This is a genomic window from Siccirubricoccus soli, assembly GCF_024178315.1.
GTDB classification, from domain to species: domain Bacteria; phylum Pseudomonadota; class Alphaproteobacteria; order Acetobacterales; family Acetobacteraceae; genus Siccirubricoccus; species Siccirubricoccus soli.
In genome coordinates this window covers 1-24,855 of sequence record NZ_JAMZIK010000061.1, presented here as the reverse complement: position 1 = coordinate 24,855, position 24,855 = coordinate 1, and the positions used below count along the sequence as shown (strand labels likewise).

Here is a 24,855-nt window from a genome sequence, read left to right as displayed (position 1 = left end):
ACCTGGCCATTCCACGGGTGTCGAGGCTTGGCCAGCCTGTGTTCGATGTTGAGTTCGGCGCAGGCGAACTCGAAGGCGTGGCAGAGGAACAGCTCCTTGCGCGCCAGCATCTGCTTGATGTCCTCGGGCGTCCAACCATCGCCGGTGGGTTCAGTGAAGTGTGTGCCATTGTCGGTGAGCACGGTGTGGATCCTGTAGGAAACGGCCGCGGCGAGCGCCCGGAGGAAGTTGCTGGCGATGCGGCGCGTGGCCTTCTCGTGCAGCTCGGCGAAGGCGAACTTCGAGGTTCTGTCGATGGCAACGAAGAGGTGGAGCTTGCCCTGCTCTGTCCGAACCTCGGCGATGTCGATGTGGAAGTAGCCGATCGGGTAGCGCTTGAACCTGGAGCGCCCCGGCTTGTTGCCCTCGGTCTCTGGCAGGCGGCTGATGCCGTGGCGCTGGAGGCAGCGGTGCAGGCTCGAGCGGGGGAGGTGCGGAAGGGTGGGCTGGAGGCATATCTCCTGCCATGTGAGGCATGCTCACGCCCTGGCCGAGGACAGCCCGCCGATGAATGATGATGCGAGAACGGGCGAGCGAAAATTTGAGCTTCTGGCCAGGACGATCGACACGTCAAAAGGAGTGGTAATCTTGATCAGGAAGACCGCATATCGAGCAATCCTGGTCAACCCGCTCGGTCATGGCTGCCCAGGACCGCCTCATCGTGGGCGGCAACTCGTCGCCTGTTCCTCCGTTTCCTGCTGCATCCGAAGCGCCGACACGCGTCGAGAGGGTGGCGGCGCAGATATATCGGGCGGACGACACCAGATCCTCCGGATGTGACTGCCGCGGCCCTGGCGGCTCGAGGGCGCCATCATGTCCCGATTGGCGCGGGACCGAATGGACAACCGTTTTGGCCTTCCGTTCGCTGAGGCGCGAGCCAACGACTTTGAAGGGACTTGCCCCCATAATGCAGGACTTGATCTGTCCGACACGTTCTGGAATATCAGAACGGCCGGAAGCGGCCGCTTCCGCCAAATCAAGCCTGGTACTCCTTTTTCTCCTTACCGGTCTGCTCCTTTTTGCTCTGCCGGCGCGGGCGCAGCAGCCGGGCATGGGATCGGCCGTCACCACGCCCGACACGGCCGTGGCCCTCACGCCCGATCAGGCCCGGCAGGCACTCGATGTCCTGCGCGACGCCGCACGACGCCAGGAGGTCATCAAGGTTCTGGAGGCGGTCGCGAAGGCCACGCCGGGACCAGGCCCACAATCCGGTTCGGCTGGACCACAGCCTGCCTCCGGCGGAAATGCCCCGGCCGGCGCGAGCGGCAATGCGGCTGAAGCGGCATCGGCTCAGGATCAGAACGCATCGGCGCAGGCCAAATCCGGCCAGGACGCGCCCGAACCCGAGCAGGAAGTGCCGGTTTCGCTTACCTCCGACAGCCTGCTCGGGCAGATCATTGCTGCCGTTTCCACCTGGCTCGCCACCCTCTCGGGCTATCTGGCGGCGGCGGGGCGCACGGTCTCCAGCATTCCACTCCTGTGGGACTGGATCGTGCGAATGGCCGTCAACCCCTTGGCCCAGTCCGCCGTACTGGACGCGGCCTGGAGGTTGGCGGCGGCTCTGGCTGGCGCCGGCATTGCGCAATGGCTCATCCGGCGCGTTCTCCGGCGGCCCATGCAGGTGGTCGAGGGGCGGGCACGGACGCGAGTGGAGCAGCGGCGCAGAAGCGTCGCCGCCGGCGAACTCCCGACCGATGGCGACGCCATCGCCAGCAGGGCCGAATTGCGCTTCCTCCGCCGCTTGCCGTTGGCGCTGATGCGGCTGGCTCTGGAACTCGCCCCTGTCGGCGCCTTCGCGGCGGCAGGGAATTTCCTCGCCGCGCGTCTGAATGATGGTTGGGCGGTAAGGCTCATCGTCCTGGCTGCGGTCAATGCCTATGTTATTCAGCACATCATCATGGTGATCGGGCGGGCCCTCGTAGCGCCCGGTTGCAGGGAACTCCGCCTGTTCCATATCACCGACGAGACCGCAGCTTATATCGAGGTCTGGCTAAGCCGCGTGACGGGCGTAGCCATCTATGGCATGGCGGTCCTGGAAATCGCCCGCATTCTCGGCCTGTACCCGCAGGCCTATGCCTCAGCTTCCAAGCTCATCATTCTGATCAACCACATCCTGCTCATCATCGTGGTGTTGCAGTGCCGCAAGGGCGTGGCCGATCTGCTCCGCGCGCCCCGGGATTCCACGAGCACTTTCGCAATGCTGCGCAACTGGCTGGCCCGGATCTGGCACATCCCGGCAATCTTTCTCCTCCTTGGGCTGTGGTTCGTCTGGGCGCTGGAGGTCGAGAATGGCTATAGCCTGTTGCTGCGCTATTCGGGCGCCACGGTCATGGTGCTGGTGGTCGCCAGGCTCGTCGCGGTCGCTCTACTGGGCCTCCTCGACCGGGTATTCCGCATCAAGCCTGAGACGGCGCAGCAGCTTCCCTTCCTGGAGGCGCGGGCCAACCGCTACTATCCTGTGCTGCGCCGTGTCATCGCGGCAACATTGAGCGTCGTCACCTTTCTTGCAGTGCTGCAGGTCTGGGGCGTGGAGGTGATCGCTTGGTTCCGGGACGGAGGCCTCGGCGAGCGGATAGCCGGTGCGGCTCTGGTGGTGCTGATTGCCGTTATCATTGCCGTCGTGATCTGGGAAGGCGCCAATAGCTGGATGGACCGGCAGATCACCCGCATGTCGGAGGCCGGCGAGTATGCGCGTTCAGCACGGTTGCGCACGCTTTTGCCACTGCTGCGCTCCGCCTTGTCCGCCGGTATCATCATCGTCGTCGGCTTCACGACCTTGTCGCAGCTCGGAGTGAACATCGGGCCTCTGCTGGCCGGCGCGGGCATCATCGGCGTCGCCCTTGGCTTCGGCTCGCAGAAGCTGGTGCAGGATGTGATCACGGGTATCTTCCTGCTGCTGGAGAACACGATGCAGGTGGGTGACTGGGTCACCGTCTCGGGCCTGTCGGGATCGGTGGAGAACCTTTCGGTCCGCACCATCCGCCTGCGCGCTGGCGACGGCTCGGTTCACGCCATTCCCTTCAGCGCCGTGACGACGGTGACGAACACCAACCGGGGCATAGGCAATGCCGCCGTATCGGTAACGGTGACCGCCTCGGAGGACACGGACCGCGTGGGTGAGGTGCTGAAGGAGATCGGCGCGGAACTGCGCGAGGACCCGAGTTTCCGGGATCAAATCCTCGACGATTTCGCGCTATGGGGTGTGGACAAGGTGGATGGCGCCACGGCCACGGTGCTCGGCCAGATGCGCTGCAGGGATACTGGCCGCTGGGGCGTGCAGCGTGAGTTCAACCGGCGCATCAAGAAGCGCTTCCAGAGACTGGGCATCGAGATCGCGGTACCGGCGCAGGCGGTGATCCTGTCCCGGGCAGCGAGGCAGGCTACGGAGGCGCCGGACGCGCGGCATGACACATCGGCTGCTGCGGCTTCCGGGGCCGAGAGGCATTCACCACCGCCTACGGCTCTCGGCAATGCGCAATAATCAGGGTTCCAGCAAGATATCTTCGCCTCAAGGCAGGCCCCGACGGTCGAGACCGCGGACGACCCGGCCTGCCCCGGCATCTAGAGGGCGTTATGAACCTTCGGCTAGAGCGGTTTCCGTTCGCACTGGCTCACGGAGCCCGCTCTAGGTTGTTGTTATAGCGAGCAAATACCTCCGATCAGAGGATTCCATCTGATCGGAGTTTGCTCTAGTAACGCTGCCTGCTTGAGCATGGGGCAGACGAAAGCGACGATGTGGAGGTCGGCGAGAGTGCTGGCGTAGCGCTCGTAGTCTTTCACGAGACGGCGGAAGCGCGTAGGCCAGCCGAGGACCGCTCGATAACCCAGCGGCGGGGCAGCAGAACGAAGCCCCGCTTGGCTTCGGACAGTTTGACGAGCTTGAGTTCGATGCCGTGCTTGCGGGCGGCGTTGGCCGCCCGCTCACCGCGGTAGCCCTGGTCCACATAGGCCAGATCGACGCCCTCGCCAGTGGCGGACTGCACGGCTCGGGCCAGGCGTGCCACCTGGCCGCACTCCTCAGCGTCGGCGGGCGTAACATGCAGGGCCAGCAGGTGGCCAATCGTGTCCACCGCCATGTGCAGCTTGGGGCCTCTCTTGCGCTTGGCGCCGTCATAGCCCGCCCTGGCGCCGCTCTCGGGCGTGGAGCGTAGCGTGCGGCTGTCCAGGATGGCGGCGCTGGTCTATGCGCTCTACGGCATGCTGTTGAAGCGCTGGATCCTTCCCGTCGCCGGCTGGCAGTCCACCTACATGCAGGCGCTTTGCGCTCTGGCGATCATGTTTCCGGCATCTCCGGCTACGCCTGCGTCGATGCGGTCGCTCAATGCCGATACGCTGCCGCTGACTGCCTATGCCGGTGCCGGTGCCGGTGTCGGTGTCGGTGTCGGTGTCGGTGTCGGTGGAATGGCTTCCGTCATTCTCCCGTTTCTATGGGTGCGCGGTGTGCACATCCTTGGGCCGAACCGCTGCGCGGTCTCCATGAACCTGCTTCCGGTCTTCACTGCGCTGGGCGCCATTGTCCTGCTGGGAGAGCCCGTGCGGATTTATGACGTGATCGGCGGCGGCGGCGTGCTCGCAGGGGTAGCCTGTGCGGAACTCTTCCGCCCCTTGCGAGGTGCGTCAGCCTGTCCGAACGCCTTCTCCAGGAGTGAGAGTGCGGCCAATCCAAATGCCGCCCCTGAGATGGTCAGGGCCAACCGGGTCATGGCAGTTTCAAGGGGATGCGTATCCACTGTCGCGCCGGACACGATCACCACCACCACGGACAGGGCAAGCTGATAGGTGTTGGCCGTGCCCGGGCCGCTCACCATGCGTCCCGTGAACCACAATGCTGTCAGGAGCGTCAGCAACAGGAGTACCGGGAACTGTGCCTGGAGGGTGAACAGCACAAGGACCGACACACCCGCGAAACCGCCCTGCAGGGTTGAAATGGTCCGTTCGCGCCCCTCCGTGCGCCCCGCCTGCCGCGTGGGGTAGGCGAGCACGAGCGCGACAAGGATCAGGAAAATCAGCCTCGAGGTCGGCGCGCCTGCCAGGAAGGCCAACAACACAGGGGCCAGCACCACCAGTCGGAGCAAGGCATGGAAGCCCGGGCGCTCCAGTTCCGGGGGTGGAGGAGGCGGCGGAGAGGCCGCATCGGCGCGGGGCGGCATCAGGAGGTTCAAAAGCGGTATCAGGATGGCTGACACGATGGCGGTGATGGTGAAGGCGTCCCGCATCGCCTCCGCGGCTGCGCGCGAACTGCCGAAAAGCACGCCGACCATGCTGGTGAAGACCAGCACCATGACGCCCAGCTGGTTGCCGGTGCGCATCAGCAGATACAATGCGCCGTAGCAGACCAACAGCAACGTGACGAACTGCACGCCCGGCATGCCTTGCGTCAGCACGCAGAGACCGAAGATGAGCCAGATCAATCCCACGAGCATGATGGCCGTGACAATGCTCTTCACCGGGCTGTAAGGACCACGCTGGCCACAGAGCAGGCTGACCAGCATGGTCGGCAGGATCATGCCAGGGTTGACCCCTAGCGGCTCGATCAGGGCCAGGGCGACCATGATGCCCAGTGCGCAGCGCAGGCCGAACCATGGGTCATCCGTCGGGGATGGGCGGGGTGCGGCGGCCATGTCGGCTTCAGTACAGCCACGAGATCAAGGAGCTGGCGCGCATCAGGCCTTGGGCAATGAGCCAGAGGACGCCGGAATCGTCGCCTGCCGCGTTCACCGCCACCCACACCTTGCCGCCGATGCGAAGCTTGGGCGGCACCGCCTCATCCGGCATCAATTCAATCCGCACGGGGATGCGGCGTGCGGGCTCGAACCACCGCGTGCTGCTGTCAGGCTGTGCCAATCCGCCTGCGGAGCGCCGTCCGGCGTCGATACCCCAGGCGATGCTCTGGACCTTGCCAGTGGAGATGTGTCCCGGCGCCACGTCGAAGGCGATCTCCACAGGGTCGCCCGGGTCCAGATTGCGCAGTTGGTTCTCGCGGAAGTCGGCGACGATCCAGCCGCCGCGCGTGTCGATCGTGGTCAGGGCAGGCTGCCCGGCGGTGGCATACTGCCCGACGGACAACGTCAGGTTGGTGACCAATGCGTCTGTCGTCGCGGTGACGGTCGTGTTGATGAGATCTGCGCGCGCTCGTTGCAGCTTCGCGGTGGCGGCGACGACCTGGGGATTGTCGGCATCGGCGGAGCCCAGCTGCCGCACGGCTTGGTCGCGCTGCGCCTCGGCGGCGCGGAGCTGGGCCTCGGCCGTGCGCAGGTCTCCTCGCGCATCGTCGCCACGGGCCTGGGCGTACACCCCGCGCTCGACGAGTTGCAGAGTGCGAGAGCTCGATGCCCGCACGTTCTGCAGATTGGCCTGGGCCTGGGCAACCTGCGCCTCGGCCGCCGCAATCCCGGCGGAGCCAGCATTGGTAGCCTGCAGGGTCTGAGCCAGCTCCGCCTCTGCCTGGCGCACCGCGAACTCGTACAGGGTGGGGTCGATCTGAAACAGAGGGGCTCCCGCCTCGACGCGGCTGTTATCCTCGACCAGCACCTCGGTCACCGGACCGGAGACCCTTGGCGCTACCTGGGCCACGTAGCCTGCGACCGCGCCCGTACCGCTGTAAGGCGTCCAGCGATCGGCTGCCGCATACCAAGCCACCAGCAGGGCGAGCAGCGCCGCGATGCAAACCGCCGCGAGACGCCCGCCATCGCGGCGCGGCGCTACGGCGGCCTGCGATGGCTCCTGTGGCGGGGCGCGGTCTGCTGCTGGCTGGGACACTTCTTGATCTTGCATAGGCACCAGGTTCCGCTCGGATTTCGGTGTGAAAGGTGCATCCTGACTGCCATGGGCGAGAGGCTGCAGATCGAGGCGAAAGCAGGGTTGCTGCCCTGACCAAGGATCGAGGACGGTAACGCCCGCGCCAGCTTTTCCTGTTCGCAGCAGCGCTTCCTCCGCGACGAGGCGTTAACTCGCTGGCCGCCAGGGTCCGCTCCCTGAGGGCCTCCGCGCCGCCGCCCCTTGCCCTCACTCATGTCGGCGCCTCTCGACGGTCGGCGTGGCGGCCCATCTGTCGGCAGGGTGGTCGTGGAGCTGGGGCGGCGGGGCAGCGGCAGGTGCCCAGATCCATGACTCCCACCCGATCAGACCCCGGCCTCATCGGATCCGGTACTCGGTAACGGATTCATCGGCGCGCAGTCCCCCACCACCATGATCTGCGTGGAGCAAGGCGGCCGGAATGTATCTCAAGTCGGCCGAGATGAACTGCCGTGCACAGGGCGGTCATCAGCATCAGAATCCATTGTACGTGCGACATGGCCTGTCCGACACGTCAGCGATGATGGTAGGCGGTGCTTATCGCCTGGCCCAGGTCGAGATGGTTGAGCTCTGGACCTTCGTATCGCTGGATCTCGATGGCGCCTGAGAGCAGCAGCAGTGTCGGAACCAGCCGGTCCCTCCTGCCAAGACGCTTCGTCTTCAGGCCGAACATGTCCTTGACGATACCCGTGATGTCGCTCACCAAGGTGAAGGTGATCCCGAGACGTGCGGCCAGCTCTTCCTGCACGAGCCACGATTGCTGGCTCACCCCGAAGACCATGAGGCGCTTACCGAGCGGACCTCTGGTCACCCCCTCGAGGGTGCGGAGGTGGGCGGCACAACTGGCGGCCAGGCACAGACCGCCATCTCCGGAATCGAAAGGGCTGGCAACGGGATAGGCAAAGACAACCAAGTCCACCCCAGGGCTGCCTCGGAGTTCCTGCCGCCTCGGAGGCGTCGGCATTTCGATGCCGGACATTTCCATACCAGGACCCCCCTATTCTCCATGAGAGACCTTCGCGCGTTCCCTTGCGGCCTGGATCCGGTGAGCGGTGCCAACCAGCGCGAAGTGGGTGAATGCTTGCGGGAAGTTGCCCAACTGGCGACAGGTGGCCGGATCGTACTCCTCGGCGAACGGCCCGAGGTCGTTGCCGTATTCCAGCAACTGCTCGAACAGCGCCAGGGCGGCATCCTTGCGCCCCTGAAGCAGGTAGGCGTCCACCCGCCAGAAGCTGCACGCCAGGAAGGCGCCTTCGTTGCCGGTCAGGCCATCGGCCTCCTCGGTGTCGGTAAGGTAGCGGTACACCACGCCGTCGCGCAGCAGCTCGGCTTCGATCCGCGCCAGCGTGCCGCGCAGCGGACGGCCGTTGCGCGGCCTCGCAGCCTTGAGGGCGAACACAGAGGGACGCGCCACGCTGCCGGGACAGCGCCGTTCCAGTGGCTCGCCAGCGCTCGGGCCCCCGCTCATGGGATCGCGCTCAGTTTCCCGGCACTGGGGGCGGAGCGTGGTTCAATGCGCGCAGAACCTCGGGCTCCAGCACGCCGGGCTGCGCAACGACTCGCGGGGCGGGAGGCGTGGGAACCGGTGCCGGCTCGGGATAGCGCAGGCAACCTCGCACAATGGGAGCGCAGACACCGTCGGTCCCCACGAAATCGTCGCTGTCGCCGGTGTAGTTCAGGCCGATCACACGACCCTGCGCCACGCGGAAGATGGCTTGGCAGGATGCTCCGCTGCCAGCGACCTTGAACCCGCCCAGCAAGGGCAAGGTCACATCCAAGCCACCGACATTGGAGTTCGTCTGCTTGTAGGACAGCAGCTCGGAACCGTCGGCCAACTTGGCGGTGCGCTCGGGTATCCCGACGCACGCCTGCATGTCCTCGACCTTCATGCCGATCAGGGACGCTCTCGCTTCCCGGGCGATCTCTGCCCCTTTGGATGAACACCCTCCCAGCGCGAGACACAGGAGCAGAGCGCGGCTTCGACGGCTGAACATCATTTCTCCCTCCGAAGGGGGCAAGCACCCGGTGCGAGACTCATCTTGTCGGAACCGCAGTAGCCAGTGTGGTGGACAGCGCCTCCGACATCTGGTCGGACAAGCGGCCCAGCGCCGTGCTCATGGCCTGGGCCAGGGCAGCGGTGCCGCTGCCGGGCAGGGGCACGACCTCTGCCACCTGCCGGTTCAGCCCGGCCGCGCGGCCGCCCAGCCGCCGCACCTGAAACCGGCCCTCCAGCACCACGCGGCCGGTTCCGTCATCCTCGAAGCGGGTGATGTCCGCCTCCGCGGTGACCTCCGGGTCTCCGCCCACGGCGTTCTGCTCCGGCACCACCAGGCTGCCGGGCAGGCGCTGGTTCAGGTTCTCCGCCAGCACGCGGGTCACCATGTCGCCGATCGGCTCCGCCCAGCGCTCGCCGTCCCGGATGTCGAGGCGCACGGAGGCGCCGCCGCGCACGATCTCCCGCCGGTCCAGGTAGCGGGCCAGCCCAACCTGCCGCAGCTCCACCCGCAACGGTCGCGCCGCCCGCGTGCCGCCCGGCACGGCCACCAGCCGGTAGTAGTCCGGCTCGGGCGAGGAGCAGCTGGACAGGAAAGGACTCAGGGCCGCCCAGCCCAGCAGGCGGCGGCGGGACGGTACAATCATGTGGTCTCCAGGGTCGGCGGCGCTCATTCCGTCCGGCCCCGGATCAGCGCCTCGGGATGGCGGCCAAGGAGATCGGCCAGCAAGCGGATGGACCGGGCGGCGTCGGTCACCTGTTGCAGCGTCCGATCCAGCTGGCGGTTGAAGGAGGAATCGCCGCCATAGCCGCGCTCGATGGAGCCCACGGCCGTGTTGGCGCGGCGGACAGCCTGGTCGAGGTTGTTGGCGATCTCCGGCAGGCGGCGCAGCAGCGGCGTGATGCCGCCATCGGCCTTGCGCACCAATTCCTGCACCTGCCCGAGGGCGCCGGACAGGCTGCCCAGCGCGTCCTTCAGCTCCGGCCCGCCGACCACGCCGTTCACCGAGGCCAGGGCGGCGTTCAGGTTCTGCCCGATCTCGTCCAGCGGGAAGCGCTCCAGCTTGCCTGCCATGGCGCCGACCGCGGCCATGATGTTGTCGCTGTCGCCACCAACGCTGGGCAGCACGATGGTGCCGTTCTCGATGCGCACTTCGGCGGGCGGCGCATCGGGCACCAGGTCTAGGGAAATGACCTTTTGCCCGGTCAGCAGGTTGCCGCTGCGAAGCTGCAACCGGAAGCCCTCGCGCACCAGCCTGGTCGCGGCGGCCAGCACTTCCTCCTGCGGGCGGCCATCGGGAAAGGCGATGTTGCGCGGCTCGATGGCGATGCGCACCGGCACCACGAACCTGTCGGACTGCCGGTCGTAGGCCAGCTCTACCTTCTGCACGTTGCCGATGCGGATGCCGCGCATCTCCACCGGGGAGCCTTCGGCCAGCCCACTGACGGAGCCGTCGAGGTAGGTCAGGAATTCCAGCCGGTCCGCCGAGGTGGCCGTGATGGCCGCTTCCTGGTTGTCGTACAGGTTGTAAACGACGTCGTCCGGTGCCGTGGGCTGGTTGCGCAGCTCGGGCGGGGTGTCGAAAGCGATGCCGCCCGCCAGCGCGGCACGCAGGCTGGCCACCTCCACCTTCACCCCGTTGGGCCCGAAGCCGACGCTGACGCCGGAGGTGTTCCAGAAGCGCGAACCCTTGCGCAGGTAGCCTTCGTAGGGCGAGCGGATGAAGGCGCGCAGCGTCACCATGCCGTCCAGCGCGGGCGGGTCGTAGCTCAGCACCTCGCCCACCGCCACGTCGCGGAAGAACACCACGGAACCGCGGTCCAGCGCGCCCAGGCGGTGCGTGTGCAGGGTGAAGACCCGCCCCGGCTCGTCCGAGCGCACGCCGGGCGGATCGTCCAGCCCTCGAAAGGCGCGCTTCTTCTCGCCGCCCGGCGCCCCGGGATCGAACTCGATGTAAGCGCCGGAAACGATGGTCTCGAGGCCGGATACGTTACTCGCCGTCAGCCGCGGCCGCACGACCCAGAAGCGGGCATTGGCGGTCAGCCGGTCCTCCACGTCCTTCTGCATGCGGATCCGGACATTCACCCGGGCCAGGTCATCGGTCAGCGCGATGGAGTCCACCGTGCCGATGTTGACCGACTTGTAGCGCACCTGGGTCTGGCCCGCCGTCAGCCCATCGGCGGAGGAGAAGCGGATCGTGACCAGCGGGCCGCGCGTGCTGAAGGTGGAGTAGCCGAGATAGGCCGCCACAGCAGCGGCGGCGATGGGGATCAGCCAGATCCAGGAAAAGCGGCGCCGGTGCGGCTTGGCCTCGGTGATCTCGGGGCTGATCTCGGGTTCGGCGTTGCTCATGCGGTGTGATTGCTTTCAGGCACGACGAAGATCGCGCGCGCTCCGGCCCCGTCCTCTGCGGATGGCATGGCCACATCCCACATCTGGCGGGGGTCAAAGGCCTCGGCGGCCAGCATGGTCAGGATCACCACGGCCCCGAAGCAGGCGGCGCCCACCTCCGCCGTGATGGAGGCAAGGGTGCCGAAGCGCACCAAGGCGATCAGCACGGCGACCACGAAGACGTCGATCATGGACCAGCGGCCCAGCACCTCGATCAGCCGGTACAGCCGGGTGCGGAAGCGCAGCCCGCGGGCGGACCGATGGTGGATGGCCACCAGCATCATGGCCAACCCGACCAGCTTCAGCATCGGCACCGCCACGCTGGCGGTGAAGACGATCAGCGCCAGGGGCCAGAAGCCGCTCTCCAGGAATTCCACCACGCCGCCCATGATGGTGTGCGGCCCGCCGCGCCCCAAGGTGACGATAGTCATCACCGGGAAGAGGTTGGCCGGGACGTACAGGATGGCGGCGGCAGTGATCAGCGCCCAGCAGCGCGCGGTGCTGTTGACCTTGCGATGGTGCAGCGGTGTGCCGCAGCGCGTGCAAGGCTCGCCAAGCCTGGCGGGCTCAACGCGACGGCAGCAATGGCAGCTGACCAGGGGGGTCTTGGCATGTGCCGGTCCCTGCCGCGCCGGGTGAGCCATGACGCCCCGGCTTTCCAGCGCGTCCCAGACCGCCTGGGGCTCGAAGGCGGCATCGGCGGCGACCATGGCAAGCACCACGGCGGCCAGGCCGTACACCGCGGGACCGAGCTCGACCGCAGCCAAGTCCACCAGCCGGGTATAGGAGACCAGCGCGCCGAACAGGAACACCTCCAGCATGCTCCAGGCGCCGAGATGCTCGTGCCAGCGCAGCAGGCTGGGCAGCCAGCGGGAGGGCTGGCGCATCTGCACGCCGCCCAGCACCAGGATGCGCAAGGACAGCCGCAGCACCGGCACCAGCACCACGGTGGCAATCAGCACCAGCGACAGCACCCACAGCCCATCATCGGCAAAGGCCCAGGCCCCGGTTTCCACCTGGCTGCCGCGGGACTGCCCCAGCAGGCGCACCGTCAGGAACGGCGTCGACAAGGTCAGCAGGCACAGGATGAGGCTGGCGAGCGCCAGGGCCAGCGGCGCGTGCAGGGGGCTGCCCCGGTGCCGCCGCAGCACGGCGTCACAGCGCGGGCAGCGACAGTCCACCCCGGCCTCCTCATGCAGCAGCCGCACCAGCAGGCCGCAATCGTCACAGGCGCGCAGCTTGCCCCTGGACGGCTCTTCACAACGGGTTTGCCGGCCGACCGACCGACCGCCTTGCCACCGAGATTGGCCTTGGATCATGGAACTGCTGGCGGGCACTCAGTGCGCCTCCACGGGCGCGGCCTTTTTGTCTGGCTTGCGCAGGATCAGCACGGCGAGGAGACTGATCAGCAGGCCGACGGCCACCAGCCAGAACGCGTCCGCATAGGCCATGACATAGGCTTCCCGCCGCACCTGCTGGGCCAGCATGCTGACGGCCTGCGCCTTGGCATGCACCGGGTCGGTGACATGTGCCTGCATGGCGGCCGCCACCTTGGCTAGATACGCCTGCGTGCGCGTCGCGTTGACGGTGGTCGCCTCGGCCAGGGCGGAGAAGTGGAAGTGCTCGCGCCGGTCGATCATGGTGGCCAGCGTGGCGATGCCGATGGAGCCGCCGAGATTGCGCATCATACTGGACAGCGCCGAGGCGTCCGCGGTGTCGCGCGGCGCCAGCCCGGCGGTCGAGATCTGCGACAGCGGGATGGTGAAGAGTGGCTGGCCGACCGCGCGCAGCAGCTGCGGCAGGATCAGCTGGTCCATGCCGACGTCATGCGTCAGGTTGACGTTGATGAAGCAGCTGACGGCGAAGAACAGCGTGCCCGCGATTACCAGCAGGCGCAGGTCCACGCGGCGCATCACCAGGGGCATCAGCGGAAACAGGAAGAGTTGCGGCAGGCCGCTCCACATCACGACGTAGCCGATCTGCTGCGCGTTGTAGCCCTGGATCTGCGCGCAATAGACCGGGATCACGTAGATCGACCCGAAGGAGACGGCGCCTAGCACCGTCATCAGCAGGCAGCCACCGCCGACCGAGCGGTTGGCCAGGACGCGCAGGTTGATGAAGGGACGCGGCGTCGTCAGCTCGCGGATCACGAAGCCGGCGATGCCGATGGCGGCGACCACGGCGGCCTGGACGATGATGGGGGAGCCGAACCAGCCCTTGCGCTGCCCTTCCTCCAGAAGGAAGGTCAGCGAGGAGAGGCCCGCCGCCATCAGGGCGATGCCGAGCCAGTCGCCTTTGCGCAGCTCGCCCCACTGGGCCGGTGCCTTGTTGAAGGCGGTGAGCTGGATCAGCACGGCCAGCGGGCCGAACAGCAGGTTCAGGTAGAAGATGTAGTGCCAGGACAGGTTGTCGGTCAGCCACCCACCCACGGTCGGGCCGATCGCCGGGGCGAAGGTGGCCGTCAGGCCGAACAGCGCGATGCCGATCGTCTGCTGCGCGCGCGGCAGGCGGGTGCGGACGATCACCACGGCGGTCGGGATCAGCACGCCGCCGGTGAAACCCTGACCCGCGCGGAAGAGGATCATCTCGCCGAGCGAGGAGGACAGCGCGCAGGCCACCGAGAAGCCGATGAAGAGCAGCGTGTTGGCGACAAGGTAGCGCCGCAGTCCGATCACCGAGCCAAGCCAGCCGGTAAGAGGGATAACGATGATCTCCGCCATCAGATAGGCGGTGGAGATCCAGCTCCCCTCTTCCGTCGAGGCGCCGAGCGCGCCCTGGATGTTGCTGAGCGAGGCGTTGGTGATCTGGATGTCGAGGATGGCCGTGAAGGCGCCGAGGATGGCGCCGGCGACCGCCAGCCAGTCCCGCGCGCTGGCCCGTTCGGCGACGGAGCCGGGCCCTGCCGCGGCAGGCGCGGTCCCGGCGCTCACCGCGGCCGTGCCGGGCTCAGCTGGGCGATGTCGGGCGACGGGACCACGGCCACAGCCTCGTTGCCGCCCGTGTGCACCGTCGCCTCGACCGACAGGCCCGGCCGCAGCCGCGCCAGTAATGGGTCCCCGGCGTCAAGCGCGATGCGCACGGGAACGCGCTGCACCACCTTGGTGAAGTTGCCGGTGGCGTTCTCCGGCGGCAGCAGCGCGAACTGCGCCCCGGTGCCGGGTGCGAAGCTCTCGACGCGGCCATGGAACTCATGGCTGCCGAAGGCATCGACCGTGAAGGTGACGGGCTGCCCGGCCACCATCGCGCCGACCTGCGTTTCCTTGAAGTTCGCGGTCAGGTAGATGTCGCGACCCATCGGCACCAGCGTCAGCAGGTTCGTTCCGGCCAAGACGTATTGCCCGCGGCGCAGCGAGCGGTCGCCCACCACGCCGTCGATCGGGGCGCGGATGGTGGTGTACTCGATGTTCAGCCTGGCCTGGTCCACCTTGGCCTCCGCTCCGGCCAGGGAGGCGACGGCGCTGGCGCGCTGCGCCTCCAGGCTGCTGATCTGCCGTTCCGCGGCAATCAATGAGGCACGTGCCTTCTCGACCGCGGCCTGCCGTTGCTGCAGGTCGGACGTGCTCTGCTGCGAGCGCTGGATGGTCCCGGCACCCGTGCGCAGGAGATCGCGGTAGCGCTGCGCCTCCTGCACCGCAAAGGCCAGCGCCGCCTCGGCGTTGCTGAGATCGGCGCGGGCGACCTGCACCTGCGCCTGCTGCTGCTGGACGGCGGCGGCGTAGTCCTCGATGGAGGCCTGGGCTTTCGCGCGTCCGCCTCCGCCTGGGCCAGCAGCACGCGGTACTCGCGGTCGTCGATCTCGGCCAGCAGGTCACCGGCGTGGACGACCTGGTTATCGGCAACCAAGGCCCGGGCCACGTAGCCCGCGACGCGCGGCGCCACCGTCACCTTGTCGGCCTGCAGGTACGCGTCGTTCGTAGTCTCCAAGAAGCGGCCCACGGTCCACCAGTGCCAACCATAGTACCCTCCGCCCCCCAGCACGAGCAGCGCTAGCGCCAGCAGCACGAGGCGCCGCTTGGAAGGGCGTTTTGCCATCCGCGCCGGGGTGGCAGAGGTTGCGGGAGCGGAGGCGGGCTGGCTATCGGCGCCGCGGATCTGGTTCATTGTGCCTGAATAAAACTGAACTGTATGGTTCCATTAAGGCCATTGAGGACGGATGGCAATGAGTTTTGATGCCAAGGTGCCGCCTGGAAGCGTTGCGACCAAGCCAGGGCGAGGCCGTGGCGGGCGCCCGACACGGGCCGAAGCGGCAGCGCGCGACGAGCGGCTGGTCGAGGTGGCCGCCGCGCTGTTCCTGGAGCGCGGCTTTGAGGGCACGTCCATGGATGCCCTGGCCGAGCGAGCTGGCGTGAGCAAGCAGACCGTCTACGCCCGCTACCGCGACAAGCGGGAACTGTTCGAGGCAGTGCTTAGGTACCGCATCGGGCGCTGGCTCGTGCCGTTTTCCAGGCATGTGACAGTCAAAGCTGTTCAGCCGGACGCAGAGGCAGCTGAGGCGATGCTGCTGGACTTGGGGCGGGAGATGCTGGCCTTCTCGTCCACTCCAGAAGCCCTGGCGATGGGCCGTATCCTCTCGGCCCAGACCGTGCAGTTCCCGGACCTTGGTCGCCTGGCCTACGAGGAGGGCTGGCTGAAGGCGGCGCACGCCGTGGCGCAGATGCTGACGGAACTCGCGCGGCAGGGCGCCATCGTGGTGCCGGACCCGCTGCTGACCGCCGACCTGTTCCTCAGCTTGGTGCTCGGCCGCGGCTCTCGACTGGCAGTGTATATTGCCCCTGCCGATCCGGTCGAGCAGGACAGACGGCTGGTGGCGGCCGTGCGGCTCTTCCTCAATGGCGTGCGGAATGGGCCGCCGCCGCACTAACGCGCCTCGTTGGAGGAAAGGCGATTGCGACCGCAGCAGGAGGCAACGCCCAACGTCAGATTCAGACGTCTGCTTTCCAAATCTCCTGACCGCTAGAGCAGATCGCCGTAGGGCGGCATCGCCCGAAGGCGTGAATCTGCTCTGCAAACAAAGGCTTAGAGCGTTTTCGGTGAACGTATGTAAACCGAAAACGCTCTAAGCGGACTGACAGCTTCCGGCCAAACTCGCCCATTCGGGCTGTCGCTCGAAAGTTCCCTCAGGGTGGATTCTCGGGACGGGTAGACCAGCTGCGGGCAAGCCGTTACGCTCTCAGGCATGCCCTTCAAGCATAATGCCAGCCGCCGCCACCGCATCCCGAAGGCCCGCTACCGGGTGCAGAATTGGCCGGCCTACGAGGCTGTGGTCCTGAATCCGGAAAGTGGTCCGGGTGGAACGCAGCTTTTTCGGACACTCTGATTCCAGGAGGAGGGCGCCGTGAAGCAGAAGCGGTACACGGACGAGCAGATCGCCTTTGCCCTGCGGCAGGCCCTGTAACGGAGCGTCGCAGATGTGCAGCGGACGCGTGCGCCACCGACGGTGCGACACCTCCAGCCGCTTCGGCCCGATGCGCTGAAGCCAACGCGTCATCGAGGAGCGGTCGAGCGGCAGGGCGTGCTGGAAGTGGGTCTCGCCGCAGAACAACTGCGCATAGGGGCTGTCCAGGTATCGCGCGTAGACCGCCTCGTCTGAGAGCCCGTCCACGTGCTTCAGCAGGTGCAGGCCAACCATCAGCCGCGTCGGCAACCCCGGGGCGGCCGCCGTCGGTGTAGAGCGCCCCGAACTCGACCTCGAACCGGCCCCAGTCGGTCAGTGCCGCCAGGCGCACCAGCGCATGCCGCGGGTCGACCAGGTTCTCCAGCCCGGCGCGGATGAGATCCTCCTGCGGCTCGGCCTCGGACTGCTTGGGGCGCATCGACGGGCTCCCTGCCGGCTGCCTCCAACCGAATCATACCGCTCCTGGTCCCGCGACACACGCCTCGGTTTGCAAGGTTTCGTGCCTCATTCCGGAGCAATCCTGAATAACCGGGTACTTCTCCAACAGCGCAACCGCCGGAAAGCCGCCACCTTCAACCTATTTCACGGCTGACTAGCTCCCTTCAGAAATATATCCCAAGCTCGTGCGAAAAAAGCTTCGCGCTCCTTCCGATCGCTGAGGCCAAGGCGGCCCTTCAGGCTTTCCTGGAGCGTCCAGCCGGTTATCATCCCCCTCAGGACCATGGCCGTCATCTCGTCATCGCCGTCCGACCGCAACTGGCCCGCCGCGCGGGCCGCGCCAAGTAGGCGCACAATCATTCGGTGGATCGGCACCGAAAGGCCATCATGGACGTCATCGATAAAGGCAGGGAAGCGCTTGGCTTCCGCCGTAAGGATCCGGTACATTTCAGCTGCGTCTGGGCGACTCGCAGTTTCCAAGGTCAAGGATAAAACTTCCCTCAAATCCGCCAGAGGGTCCTCAGACTCAACATTCGCCCGGTCGACGAGGTCCATGAGCGGCTTGGCCAGATCATTCAGGACAGCCTTGAAAATCCCCTCTTTGGAGCCGTAGCGGCGGTAAATCGATTGCTTGCCGACGCGTCCTGCGACTGCGATCTGCTCAATGGAGGTCGCGGCATAACCCTGCTCGATCAGCAGCCGCGCCGCCGTCTCCAAGATATGCCGGTCCAGCGCCTCCGAAGCCTGCGCATCCGGCCGGCCCAGTCGTTTCCGCTGCTTCGGACTAGCTCCCATACCGCTCTCTTAGCCGGTTGGCGGCCCTTGTCCCCTCAAAATGGATTTATGGAACGGGACGGTCTCGTTCAGCGTTATCGCATGCGGCGACACCATTCCGCAACGGATCACGTGACATGGCTTTGGCTCAGGCGAGCAACTCCGGTCCACCCGACCCGCCACGTGACAGCCTTGCACCGGAGTCTGGGGCGGGTACCGGGAAGCCGGCAAAGCGTCCGGCGTCGCCTCGGCGAAAGTGGCTCATCCGAGGGGGCCTGATCGTCGCTGGTCTGCTGATTCTGGTTGGGGGTACCTATTGGGGTCTGCATTGGTGGACGGAGGGCCGCTTCGTCGAGTCCACCAACGACGCCTATCTGCAGGCCGACCAGGTAGCAGTTTCCTCCCGGGTGCCGGGCATCGTCCACCAGGTTCTGGTCGGCGATAATGAGGTCGTGCGGGCCGGGCAGCCCCTTGTCGAGCTAGACGGGCGGGACATCCGGGCGCGGTTGGCGCAGGCGGTAGCGCAAGCCAATGTCGGGCGGGCCAATCTCGCCGAGGCCGAGGCCCAGATTTCCGCGCAGCAGGCCCAGATTGCCCAGGCGCAAGCCCAGGTCGACGGTGCTCGCTCGCAGGTCGCCTTTGCAGAGCGGGAAGCCACCCGGTACGCCCGGCTGGCTGCCACCGGGGCCGAGCCCCGGGAGCGCGCCGACCAGATGCGGCAGAACCGCGATCAGGCCCGGGCCCAGCTTGCGCAAGCATCGGCGGCCCTGCTTGCGGCCCAGCGGCAGATCGAGACCCTACGTGCCCAGGCGCAGCAGAGCCGGGCGCAGATCGAGCAGGCCGAGGCCCTGCAGCAGCAATCCCAAGTGGATCTGGATTCAACGGTGGTGCGGGCCAGTATCGACGGGCGGGTCGGAGACCGGACTGTCCGCCCGGGACAATATATGCAACCGGGTGCGCGGATGATGACCGTGGTTCCCGTTCACGCTCTTTACCTAGTCGCAAACTTCAAGGAGACGCAGATCGGCCGCATGCGGCCTGGCCAGCCGGTTTCCATCAAGGTGGACGCCCTCGACAGCCGGACGATCCGCGGCACGCTCGATAGCATCTCGCCCGGCACAGGCGCCCAGTTCGCCCTCATCCCGCCAAACAACGCCACGGGCAATTTTACCAAAATCGTCCAACGCGTTCCGGTGCGCATCCATGTCGAGGCGGAGCCTGACGACCGGGCGGTGCTGGTGCCGGGCCTGTCGGTGACGGCCGAGGTGGACACACGGAATGTGGAGGAAGGCCGCTCCGCGCGGGCAAGTCGCTCCTCAGCGCCCGCCACAATCCGCCGCGCGGATGCAGCGCCTTCTGCCGGGGACCATCAATGAGCCGGAGCGCCCCTCCGACCGGAGGCGGCAAGGCTGATGCAGCCGCCTGGCTTGCCGTAGCGGCGGGCACGCTGGGCTCGTTGATGGCGACGCTCGACACCTCCATCGTCAATGCCTCGCTGCCAACCATCCAGGGCGAAATCGGTGCGAGCAGCAGCGAGGGGACCTGGATCTCGACCGCCTATCTGGTGGCGGAGATCGTCATGATCCCGCTCGCCGGTTGGCTCGAACGCATCCTCGGCCTGCGCAATCTCCTGCTGGCCGCCACCATCCTGTTCACCCTGTTTTCGATGTGGTGCGGGATCGCCGAGAATCTGGCGCATATGATCATCGGCCGCGTCGGCCAGGGCTTCACCGGCGGTGCCATGATCCCGACAGCGCTTACCATCGTCGCCACGCGCCTGCCGCCGGGTCAGCGGCCTGTTGGCATTGCGCTGTTCGGCATGACAGCGGTGCTCGGCCCTGTAATTGGCCCCGTCCTAGGAGGCTGGCTTACTGAGAGCTTCAGCTGGCACTACTCCTTCTTCATCAATCTTCCTATCGGCATCGGGCTGCTGGTCCTGCTGCTCATTGGCTTGCCCGGCGCGCGCATTCGCTGGCGGGACTTTCTCGAAGCCGACGTGCTTGGCCTCATCGGTCTCGTTCTCGGACTGGGCGGCCTGACCGTCGTTCTGGAAGAGGGGCAGCGCGAGCGCTGGTTCGAGTCCGACTTCATTCGATGGTTGAGCGTCATGGCGCTGATCGGTTTCGCTTGCCTCATTGCCGGGCAATTCGTGGCGCGTAAGCCTGTCATCAATCTCGGTATTCTACTGGGGCGCAGCTTCTTCGGCGTCTTCGTCATGGGCTTGATGGTCGGCGCCGCGCTTTACGGCATCCTCTACATCATCCCGCAATTCCTGGTGGCCGTTCCTGGCTACAACTCACAGCAGGCCGGACTGGTGACGGCGATAAGCGGCGTGCCGACACTACTGATGCTTGCTGTTTTCCCCTTCCTGGTGCGTTTCGTGGATGTTCGCCTTGCCGTCGCGCTTGGCCTGCTGCTTTTCGGTGCCAGCTGTTTCATTGATACGGGACTTACGCCAGAATCCACCGGCGACGACCTTTTCTGGGCCCAGGTCGTCCGCGGCTTCGCTCAGTTCTTTGCCATGCTCTTCCTGAATCAGGCGGCGACCGCGGCCGTGCCGAGAGAGAATGCGGATGACGCCTCCGGCTTGTACAACGCTGCCCGTAACCTCGGTGGGTCTTTCGGCCTGGCAGCGGTCTCCACCCTGCAAGACCAACGGCTGACGTTACACATCGACCGCCTGCAGGAGTCCATCACCGCCAATTCCGTGCTCGGGCAGGAGGCGGTGCAGCGCCTCGGCATCGCCGGTCTTGCGCGTTCCATCCAGGAGCAGGCCACCGTCATGACCTATATCGACCTGTTCCATGTCTTCGGCGTGGCGCTTATCGCCATCATCCCGCTGGCCCTGCTGCTACGCCCCCTGCCCAAGGAAGCAGGGCGGGAGCCGGTGGCGTGAGGCGGGCAATCCTCCTGGCTGTCGCCCTGGCCGGTTGCACCGTCGGTCCCGACTATTCCGGACCGCCCGAGGTGGCGCCGGCGGCCGCCAGCTCCCCCAACTTCCGCCGGGTTGGGCTGGCCCCGGTCGTTTCCACATCACCGGTCGCGCGCTGGTGGACAGGTCTGGACGACCCCGTGCTCACGTCGTTGATAGAGATCGCCCTGGACAACGGTACTACCGTTCGCGCCACGCAGGCGCGGCTACGTCGGGCACGGGCTGTCGTCTCGGAAGACAGGGCCGGGCTTTTCCCGCAGGGGTCAGCGAGCGGCCTTGCCCTGCACTCCCGCCTGCCTACGGGCAGCCTCACCGGAAGCCAGGGCGGCTCCTCGGCCACAAAGCTGGATCTCTACAGCGTCGGCTTCGATGCAAGCTGGGAGCTGGACCTGTTTGGCGGCACACGGCGCGGTATCGAAGGCGCCCGGGCGAGGGCGGAAGCCGAGGAGGCGGCCCTCGCTGATGCGCAGGTCCAGCTCGCGGCAGAGGTGGCGCAAACCTATGTCAAGCTGCGCGCGGCGCAGCGCCGGGAGGAACTGTATCGCCAGACCGGGGAAATCGAGCGGGGCGTCCTGCACCTCACCTCGCAGCGTCGCTCGCTTGGCTCGACGTCACAGGCAGATGTCGAACGCCTGACGACGCAGCTCGACCAGACGCTGGCCGATACCACCCAGGTACGGGCCGAGGCAGACCAGTATCTCGACCAGATCGCCACCCTGGTCGGCCTGGAGCCTGGAGAGCTGGACAACCAGCTTGCACGCCCCGCTTCCATCCCTTTGCCGCCTGCAATGGTGTCGATTGGCGATCCTGTCGCCCTGCTGCGCCGCCGCCCGGACATTCGCCAGGCAGAGCGCCAGCTAGCCGCCAGCAACGCGCAGATCGGGCAGGCGGTCGCGCAGTATTTCCCCTCCGTCAGCCTTTTCGGCACGATCGGCTTCGGCGGTACCGACGCGTCGCGCTTCTTCAGCAGCAGCAGCCTTGCCTATCTGGGCGGGCCATCGATCAGCTGGAACTTCCTGGGCTTTGGCAGGACCAGTGCCAGGGTTGACCAAGCCAGGGCAGGCCGGGACGAGGCCGCGGAACAGTATCGGCAGGTTGTGCTCGGGGCGTTGCGCGATGCGGAGACCTCCCTTTCCCGTTTCGGTCACCAGCGCGAGACCCTCCTCCGGCTCACATCGGCAGAAGCGGCGGCCGGCCGTGCCGCGGCGCTGACCCGTGAGCGCCAGCAGGCAGGCACGGCATCGCTCGCTGACGTCCTCGATACCGAGCGGCAGCGCGTGCAGACGGAGCAGAGCGTGGTGCAGGCCAGGGCAGCGCTGACCAACAGCTTCATCTCCCTCCAGAAAGCCCTCGGTCTCGGTTGGGGCACGCCGGATAGGTCGGGATTGTGATGGCATCGTCAGCTTGCCTGATGCGAAGCTGAGTTCTGGCGCTCAGGTGGAGGCGCACGAACTCACGGCGATCTCGGGACGCACATCTCCTGTCGCCATCTCTGGAAAGCTTTGGCGCGGGCGTGACGGTGCTGGGCGGCGGACATCAGGTACCGTGGCGGCCGCAATTGGCCGTAGATGAAGGCATGCACCGACAGGAACCGCTACGCCTGCTATGGCGACTTGAAGCGCTGCATCTGGCGCTCCCGGCGCCGGGCCGGGCGATGCGAGTTCTCAGCACGGTTGTTCAAGTAGCGGCTCGTCCGGTGCCGCACGTCGGGCAGGGCCTCGCGTTTCGCCGCGCCGTGGCTGCGCGGCCATCTGTGACGATACGCTTCGGCTTGTACCTCAGGCCGACCAGCAGACGCTTGAAGAAGCGCTTCGCCGCGGTCGCATTCCGCCGGCCCTGCACGAGGATGTCGAGCACGACCCGCTTCAGGTGCTGTCCGGCGGCGTCACACCGGGGGAGAGCATGCCGGAGATCATGCAATTCATCATGCTGGTCGCGCCGAACACGCATTTCGTCATCCTCGCGCAGGCCATCCTGTTTCGCGGCGCCGGGTTTAGCGTTGTCTGGCTCCAGTTCGCAGCTCTTGTCGGGATCGGAGCTATGCTGTTCCTGCTCTCGCTCCACCGGTTCCGGCTGTTCCTGCGATGAGCGGCCTCATCCGGAGATGGCGAGTCCACGAATGAGGAGGCCTCTCATGCAGTTCGTGCCCGAGAGATTTGTTGGACAGACGTCATCGTCGCAGGCGCCGGCTTGGGAATCGGCCGGGCCACCGCCGCGCGGTTTCTTCGAGAGGGCGCCCGCGTCGTCGCCACCGACATTGACGAGAACCGTCTGGCGGCACTCGGCCGGGAGAAGGCGGGCGGCATTCTGCTGACGGTCGCTGGCGACATTTGCCGTGAGGAGGTCGTCCGGAGGATCGTCGAGGCCTGCGCCGGCCACGTGGACGCACTCGCCAATGTGGCTGGCATCATGAACGGTTTCCTGCCAGCCGCGGAGTCGATGACGATACCTGAGACAGGGTGTTGGCCGTCAACCTGACGGCAGTGATGCGATTAACCCGTGCAGCCCTGCCTGTGATGCTCGCAACGGGTCGGGGCAGTGTCGTGAACGTCGCTTCGGCTGCTGACTTGCGAGGCTCGGCTGCCGGGGCGGCCTACACCACGTCCAAACATGCCCTGCTGGGGCTGACGCGAAGCACCGCTTTCATCTACGGGCCGGATGGCATACGGACCAATGCGGTGGCGCCGGGAGGGGTGGAGGGTCTGGATCAGGCGCCATTCCGCGCCGTTGTCGCCGATGGCGGCGCGGGCCGAGTTCACCCGGCTGCTGAGCGTCGCTTCCGAGACGATGCGGCCGCGCCAGACCTCGGCCATCAGGTCGTCGCGGCTGACGACGCGGTCCCGCGTCCGGATCAGGAATTCGAGCAGGTCGAAGACCTGCAGCTCCACGGCGACGAGGGCGTCACCCTGGCGGAGCTCGCGCCGGACGGTGTCGAGGGTGAAGGTCTCGAAGAGGTAGATCACTACGCCGCCCGCTGCTGATCCCGGCGATCCGGGTGTGTCTCCGAACGGCTGCGCGGCCGCCCGCTGATCCTCTTTCCCTTGGGAGATTTTTGCGAAAGGCGCCCGTTTGGATGATGGAGAGGTGATGCGGCCTGAAGCGGCCTCAGCTGGTGGTTTTGATGCCTGGGGGCTGGGCTGCGGACGCGCCTTTCCTCTTAGAGCGGTTTCCGATCAGGCTGCATTGTAGCTGGCGGCGGCGAGGTAGTTGGTGCATTGGGCGGGCGTGAAAGCATCGACGATATGGCCGATGGCGTTCCAGAGACCTTCGACGGTACGCGCAGCGATCTTGCGCAGCATGGCTTTCAGTTTGGCGAAGGCGTTCTCGATCGGGTTGAACTCGGGACTGTAGGGCGGGAGGTAGAGCAGGCTCGCGCCTGCGGCCTCGATCGCGTCGCGGATGCCCGCGCCCTTGTGGCTGCCGAGGTTGTCCATGACGACGATGTTGCCGGGTTGCAGTTCGGGGACCAGGACCTGGTCGACATAGGCCTGGAAGGCGGCACCGTTGATTGGCCCATCCAGTACCATCGGCGCGACCATGCCGCTGTTGCGCAGCCCGGCGACGAAGGTGGTCGTCTTCCAGTGCCCGTGCGGGATCGGCGAGCGCAGGCGCTCGCCCCGAGGCGCCCGTCCATGCGTTCGGGCCATCTTCGTCGAGGCCCAGGTCTCATCAATAAACACCAGGCGGTCGGGATCGAGGTCGGGTTGTCCCTCGAACCAAGCCCAGCGGCGCCTCAGGATGTCCGGGCGATCTTGCTCGGCAGCGTGCGCCGTCTTTTTTTGCACGTCATCCGGCGGCGGTCGAAGAAGCGCCAGATCGTCCCAATGCCCGCCGCCACACCGGCCCTGGCGAGTTCAATCTGGATCTCCGCCAGCGTGATGTCGGACTTTTCCTCCACAAGGCCGAGGATCAGCGCCGCTTGGGCCTCAATCCGCGACGAGCGGCGGTCGCCTCCGAGTGGGCCCGGCGCAACTGATCCCGCCCCCTTCGCCATGGCACACCACCGGACCGCGCTCGAGGAGCTGACCCCGAACCGAGCCGCCGCAGCTCGGCACGACGTCCCCGCCGCGACCGCCGCCACCACCCGCTCCCGAAGA

General features: G+C 66.7%; 21 protein-coding genes and 6 pseudogenes. 9 read left to right on the top strand and 18 right to left on the bottom strand.

Annotated elements, in window-relative coordinates:
- Window positions 1-491: pseudogene (locus tag NJ376_RS10320) on the bottom strand (DDE-type integrase/transposase/recombinase); the annotation flags it as partial.
- A 455-nt stretch (window positions 492-946) separates the two neighbouring features.
- On the opposite strand from NJ376_RS10320, the gene NJ376_RS10315 reads away from it, so the two are divergent.
- The gene (locus NJ376_RS10315; protein WP_252953159.1) at window positions 947-3,520 is read left to right on the top strand and encodes a mechanosensitive ion channel domain-containing protein; all 2,574 of its coding nucleotides are present in this window, start codon (window positions 947-949) and stop codon (window positions 3,518-3,520) included.
- Between the two features lie 155 nt (window positions 3,521-3,675).
- Here NJ376_RS10315 and NJ376_RS10310 read toward each other — a convergent pair.
- Window positions 3,676-4,217, bottom strand: a pseudogene (locus NJ376_RS10310) (transposase); the annotation flags it as partial.
- Between NJ376_RS10310 and NJ376_RS29285 the strand changes: the two are divergent.
- Window positions 4,207-4,566 (top strand): annotated as a pseudogene (locus NJ376_RS29285) (hypothetical protein); the annotation flags it as partial. The pseudogenes NJ376_RS10310 and NJ376_RS29285 sit on opposite strands and share 11 nt — an antisense overlap.
- A 14-nt stretch (window positions 4,567-4,580) precedes the next feature.
- On the opposite strand, the gene NJ376_RS10305 reads toward NJ376_RS29285, so the two are convergent.
- From NJ376_RS10305 to NJ376_RS29280, 11 genes and pseudogenes are all read right to left on the bottom strand, one after another.
- A complete protein-coding gene (locus tag NJ376_RS10305; RefSeq protein WP_252953158.1) occupies window positions 4,581-5,660 on the bottom strand; it encodes a hypothetical protein in 1,080 nt (359 codons plus the stop codon).
- 7 nt (window positions 5,661-5,667) lie between these two features.
- Entirely contained in the window at window positions 5,668-6,813 is a 1,146-nt protein-coding gene (locus NJ376_RS10300) for an HlyD family secretion protein (protein WP_252953157.1), read from the bottom strand.
- Window positions 6,814-7,348: 535 nt separating this feature from the next.
- Window positions 7,349-7,753, bottom strand: a complete 405-nt coding sequence (locus tag NJ376_RS10295; RefSeq protein WP_252953156.1) for a hypothetical protein — start codon at window positions 7,751-7,753, stop codon at window positions 7,349-7,351.
- Between the two features lie 78 nt (window positions 7,754-7,831).
- A complete protein-coding gene (locus NJ376_RS10290) occupies window positions 7,832-8,233 on the bottom strand; it encodes a glycoside hydrolase family 15 protein (RefSeq protein WP_252953155.1) in 402 nt (133 codons plus the stop codon).
- 79 nt (window positions 8,234-8,312) lie between these two features.
- Window positions 8,313-8,831 carry a hypothetical protein gene (locus NJ376_RS10285; RefSeq protein WP_252953154.1) on the bottom strand — a complete coding sequence of 173 codons (519 nt, stop codon included), beginning with the start codon at window positions 8,829-8,831 and terminating at the stop codon, window positions 8,313-8,315.
- A 37-nt stretch (window positions 8,832-8,868) separates the two neighbouring features.
- Window positions 8,869-9,474 (bottom strand): PqiC family protein, encoded by a 606-nt coding sequence (locus NJ376_RS10280; protein ID WP_252953153.1) that lies wholly within the window; start codon window positions 9,472-9,474, stop codon window positions 8,869-8,871.
- 23 nt (window positions 9,475-9,497) lie between these two features.
- Window positions 9,498-11,180 carry a PqiB family protein gene (locus NJ376_RS10275; protein ID WP_252953152.1) on the bottom strand — a complete coding sequence of 561 codons (1,683 nt, stop codon included), beginning with the start codon at window positions 11,178-11,180 and terminating at the stop codon, window positions 9,498-9,500.
- The gene (locus tag NJ376_RS10270; RefSeq protein ID WP_256476268.1) at window positions 11,177-12,538 is read right to left on the bottom strand and encodes a paraquat-inducible protein A; all 1,362 of its coding nucleotides are present in this window, start codon (window positions 12,536-12,538) and stop codon (window positions 11,177-11,179) included. Before NJ376_RS10270 ends, NJ376_RS10275 begins: the two co-directional genes overlap by 4 nt.
- A gap of 18 nt (window positions 12,539-12,556) precedes the next feature.
- On the bottom strand, window positions 12,557-14,149 hold the full coding sequence (locus NJ376_RS10265; protein ID WP_252953150.1) for an MDR family MFS transporter: 1,593 nt from the start codon (window positions 14,147-14,149) through the stop codon (window positions 12,557-12,559).
- Window positions 14,146-14,904 (bottom strand): HlyD family secretion protein, encoded by a 759-nt coding sequence (locus tag NJ376_RS10260; protein ID WP_252953149.1) that lies wholly within the window; start codon window positions 14,902-14,904, stop codon window positions 14,146-14,148. Before NJ376_RS10260 ends, NJ376_RS10265 begins: the two co-directional genes overlap by 4 nt.
- Window positions 14,905-15,053: 149 nt before the next feature.
- Window positions 15,054-15,251, bottom strand: a pseudogene (locus NJ376_RS29280) (HlyD family secretion protein); the annotation flags it as partial.
- A 127-nt stretch (window positions 15,252-15,378) separates the two neighbouring features.
- Here NJ376_RS29280 and NJ376_RS10255 point away from each other — a divergent pair.
- Window positions 15,379-16,080, top strand: a complete 702-nt coding sequence (locus tag NJ376_RS10255) for a TetR/AcrR family transcriptional regulator (protein ID WP_252953148.1) — start codon at window positions 15,379-15,381, stop codon at window positions 16,078-16,080.
- Between the two features lie 309 nt (window positions 16,081-16,389).
- On the opposite strand, the gene NJ376_RS10250 is transcribed toward NJ376_RS10255, so the two are convergent.
- Both NJ376_RS10250 and NJ376_RS10245 read right to left on the bottom strand, forming a co-directional pair.
- On the bottom strand, window positions 16,390-16,848 hold the full coding sequence (locus NJ376_RS10250; RefSeq protein ID WP_252953147.1) for a transposase: 459 nt from the start codon (window positions 16,846-16,848) through the stop codon (window positions 16,390-16,392).
- A 348-nt stretch (window positions 16,849-17,196) separates the two neighbouring features.
- On the bottom strand, window positions 17,197-17,847 hold the full coding sequence (locus tag NJ376_RS10245; RefSeq protein ID WP_252953146.1) for a TetR/AcrR family transcriptional regulator: 651 nt from the start codon (window positions 17,845-17,847) through the stop codon (window positions 17,197-17,199).
- A 116-nt stretch (window positions 17,848-17,963) separates the two neighbouring features.
- On the opposite strand from NJ376_RS10245, the gene NJ376_RS10240 reads away from it, so the two are divergent.
- Genes NJ376_RS10240 through NJ376_RS10230 form a run of 3 tightly spaced genes read left to right on the top strand, consistent with a single transcriptional unit; the run spans window position 17,964 to window position 22,149 of the window.
- Window positions 17,964-19,202 (top strand): HlyD family secretion protein, encoded by a 1,239-nt coding sequence (locus NJ376_RS10240; RefSeq protein ID WP_252953145.1) that lies wholly within the window; start codon window positions 17,964-17,966, stop codon window positions 19,200-19,202.
- Window positions 19,199-20,722 (top strand): MDR family MFS transporter, encoded by a 1,524-nt coding sequence (locus tag NJ376_RS10235; protein ID WP_252953144.1) that lies wholly within the window; start codon window positions 19,199-19,201, stop codon window positions 20,720-20,722. Before NJ376_RS10240 ends, NJ376_RS10235 begins: the two co-directional genes overlap by 4 nt.
- Window positions 20,719-22,149, top strand: a complete 1,431-nt coding sequence (locus tag NJ376_RS10230; protein WP_252953143.1) for an efflux transporter outer membrane subunit — start codon at window positions 20,719-20,721, stop codon at window positions 22,147-22,149. The genes NJ376_RS10235 and NJ376_RS10230 overlap by 4 nt, the downstream gene beginning before the upstream one ends.
- Window positions 22,150-22,435: 286 nt before the next feature.
- Here the strand turns inward: NJ376_RS10230 and NJ376_RS29275 are convergent, their stop codons facing one another.
- Entirely contained in the window at window positions 22,436-22,708 is a 273-nt protein-coding gene (locus NJ376_RS29275) for a DDE-type integrase/transposase/recombinase (RefSeq protein ID WP_370288158.1), read from the bottom strand.
- On the opposite strand from NJ376_RS29275, the gene NJ376_RS10225 reads away from it, so the two are divergent.
- The 3 genes and pseudogenes from NJ376_RS10225 to NJ376_RS10215 all read left to right on the top strand — a co-directional run.
- Entirely contained in the window at window positions 22,661-22,846 is a 186-nt protein-coding gene (locus NJ376_RS10225; RefSeq protein WP_456309202.1) for a hypothetical protein, read from the top strand. The two genes, NJ376_RS29275 and NJ376_RS10225, sit on opposite strands and share 48 nt — an antisense overlap.
- A gap of 66 nt (window positions 22,847-22,912) precedes the next feature.
- A complete protein-coding gene (locus NJ376_RS10220; protein WP_370288157.1) occupies window positions 22,913-23,236 on the top strand; it encodes an SDR family NAD(P)-dependent oxidoreductase in 324 nt (107 codons plus the stop codon).
- 8 nt (window positions 23,237-23,244) lie between these two features.
- A pseudogene (locus NJ376_RS10215) lies at window positions 23,245-23,403 on the top strand (SDR family NAD(P)-dependent oxidoreductase); the annotation flags it as partial.
- A 60-nt stretch (window positions 23,404-23,463) separates the two neighbouring features.
- Here the strand turns inward: NJ376_RS10215 and NJ376_RS10210 are convergent.
- Both NJ376_RS10210 and NJ376_RS10205 read right to left on the bottom strand, forming a co-directional pair.
- Window positions 23,464-23,646, bottom strand: a pseudogene (locus NJ376_RS10210) (winged helix-turn-helix domain-containing protein); the annotation flags it as partial.
- Window positions 23,647-23,931: 285 nt separating this feature from the next.
- Window positions 23,932-24,855, bottom strand: a protein-coding gene (locus NJ376_RS10205) for an IS630 family transposase (protein ID WP_252953141.1) whose coding sequence is annotated in 2 segments (ribosomal slippage) — window positions 23,932-24,542 and window positions 24,542-24,855 — 925 coding nt annotated over the 2 segments. Because the reading frame shifts where the segments join, the coding sequence is not laid out codon by codon here. This gene is flagged as partial in the annotation.

Coding starts and splice junctions, on each gene's coding strand:
- NJ376_RS10315 (WP_252953159.1), top strand. CDS start 947: ATGCAGGACTTGATCTGTCCGACACGTTCTGGAATATCAGAACGGCCG.
- NJ376_RS10305 (WP_252953158.1), bottom strand. CDS start 5,660: ATGGCCGCCGCACCCCGCCCATCCCCGACGGATGACCCATGGTTCGGC.
- NJ376_RS10300 (WP_252953157.1), bottom strand. CDS start 6,813: ATGCAAGATCAAGAAGTGTCCCAGCCAGCAGCAGACCGCGCCCCGCCA.
- NJ376_RS10285 (WP_252953154.1), bottom strand. CDS start 8,831: ATGATGTTCAGCCGTCGAAGCCGCGCTCTGCTCCTGTGTCTCGCGCTG.
- NJ376_RS10280 (WP_252953153.1), bottom strand. CDS start 9,474: ATGATTGTACCGTCCCGCCGCCGCCTGCTGGGCTGGGCGGCCCTGAGT.
- NJ376_RS10275 (WP_252953152.1), bottom strand. CDS start 11,180: ATGAGCAACGCCGAACCCGAGATCAGCCCCGAGATCACCGAGGCCAAG.
- NJ376_RS10270 (WP_256476268.1), bottom strand. CDS start 12,538: ATGATCCAAGGCCAATCTCGGTGGCAAGGCGGTCGGTCGGTCGGCCGG.
- NJ376_RS10255 (WP_252953148.1), top strand. CDS start 15,379: ATGAGTTTTGATGCCAAGGTGCCGCCTGGAAGCGTTGCGACCAAGCCA.
- NJ376_RS10250 (WP_252953147.1), bottom strand. CDS start 16,848: ATGGTTGGCCTGCACCTGCTGAAGCACGTGGACGGGCTCTCAGACGAG.
- NJ376_RS10245 (WP_252953146.1), bottom strand. CDS start 17,847: ATGGGAGCTAGTCCGAAGCAGCGGAAACGACTGGGCCGGCCGGATGCG.
- NJ376_RS10240 (WP_252953145.1), top strand. CDS start 17,964: ATGGCTTTGGCTCAGGCGAGCAACTCCGGTCCACCCGACCCGCCACGT.
- NJ376_RS10235 (WP_252953144.1), top strand. CDS start 19,199: ATGAGCCGGAGCGCCCCTCCGACCGGAGGCGGCAAGGCTGATGCAGCC.
- NJ376_RS10225 (WP_456309202.1), top strand. CDS start 22,661: ATGCCGGAGATCATGCAATTCATCATGCTGGTCGCGCCGAACACGCAT.
- NJ376_RS29275 (WP_370288158.1), bottom strand. CDS start 22,708: ATGCGTGTTCGGCGCGACCAGCATGATGAATTGCATGATCTCCGGCAT.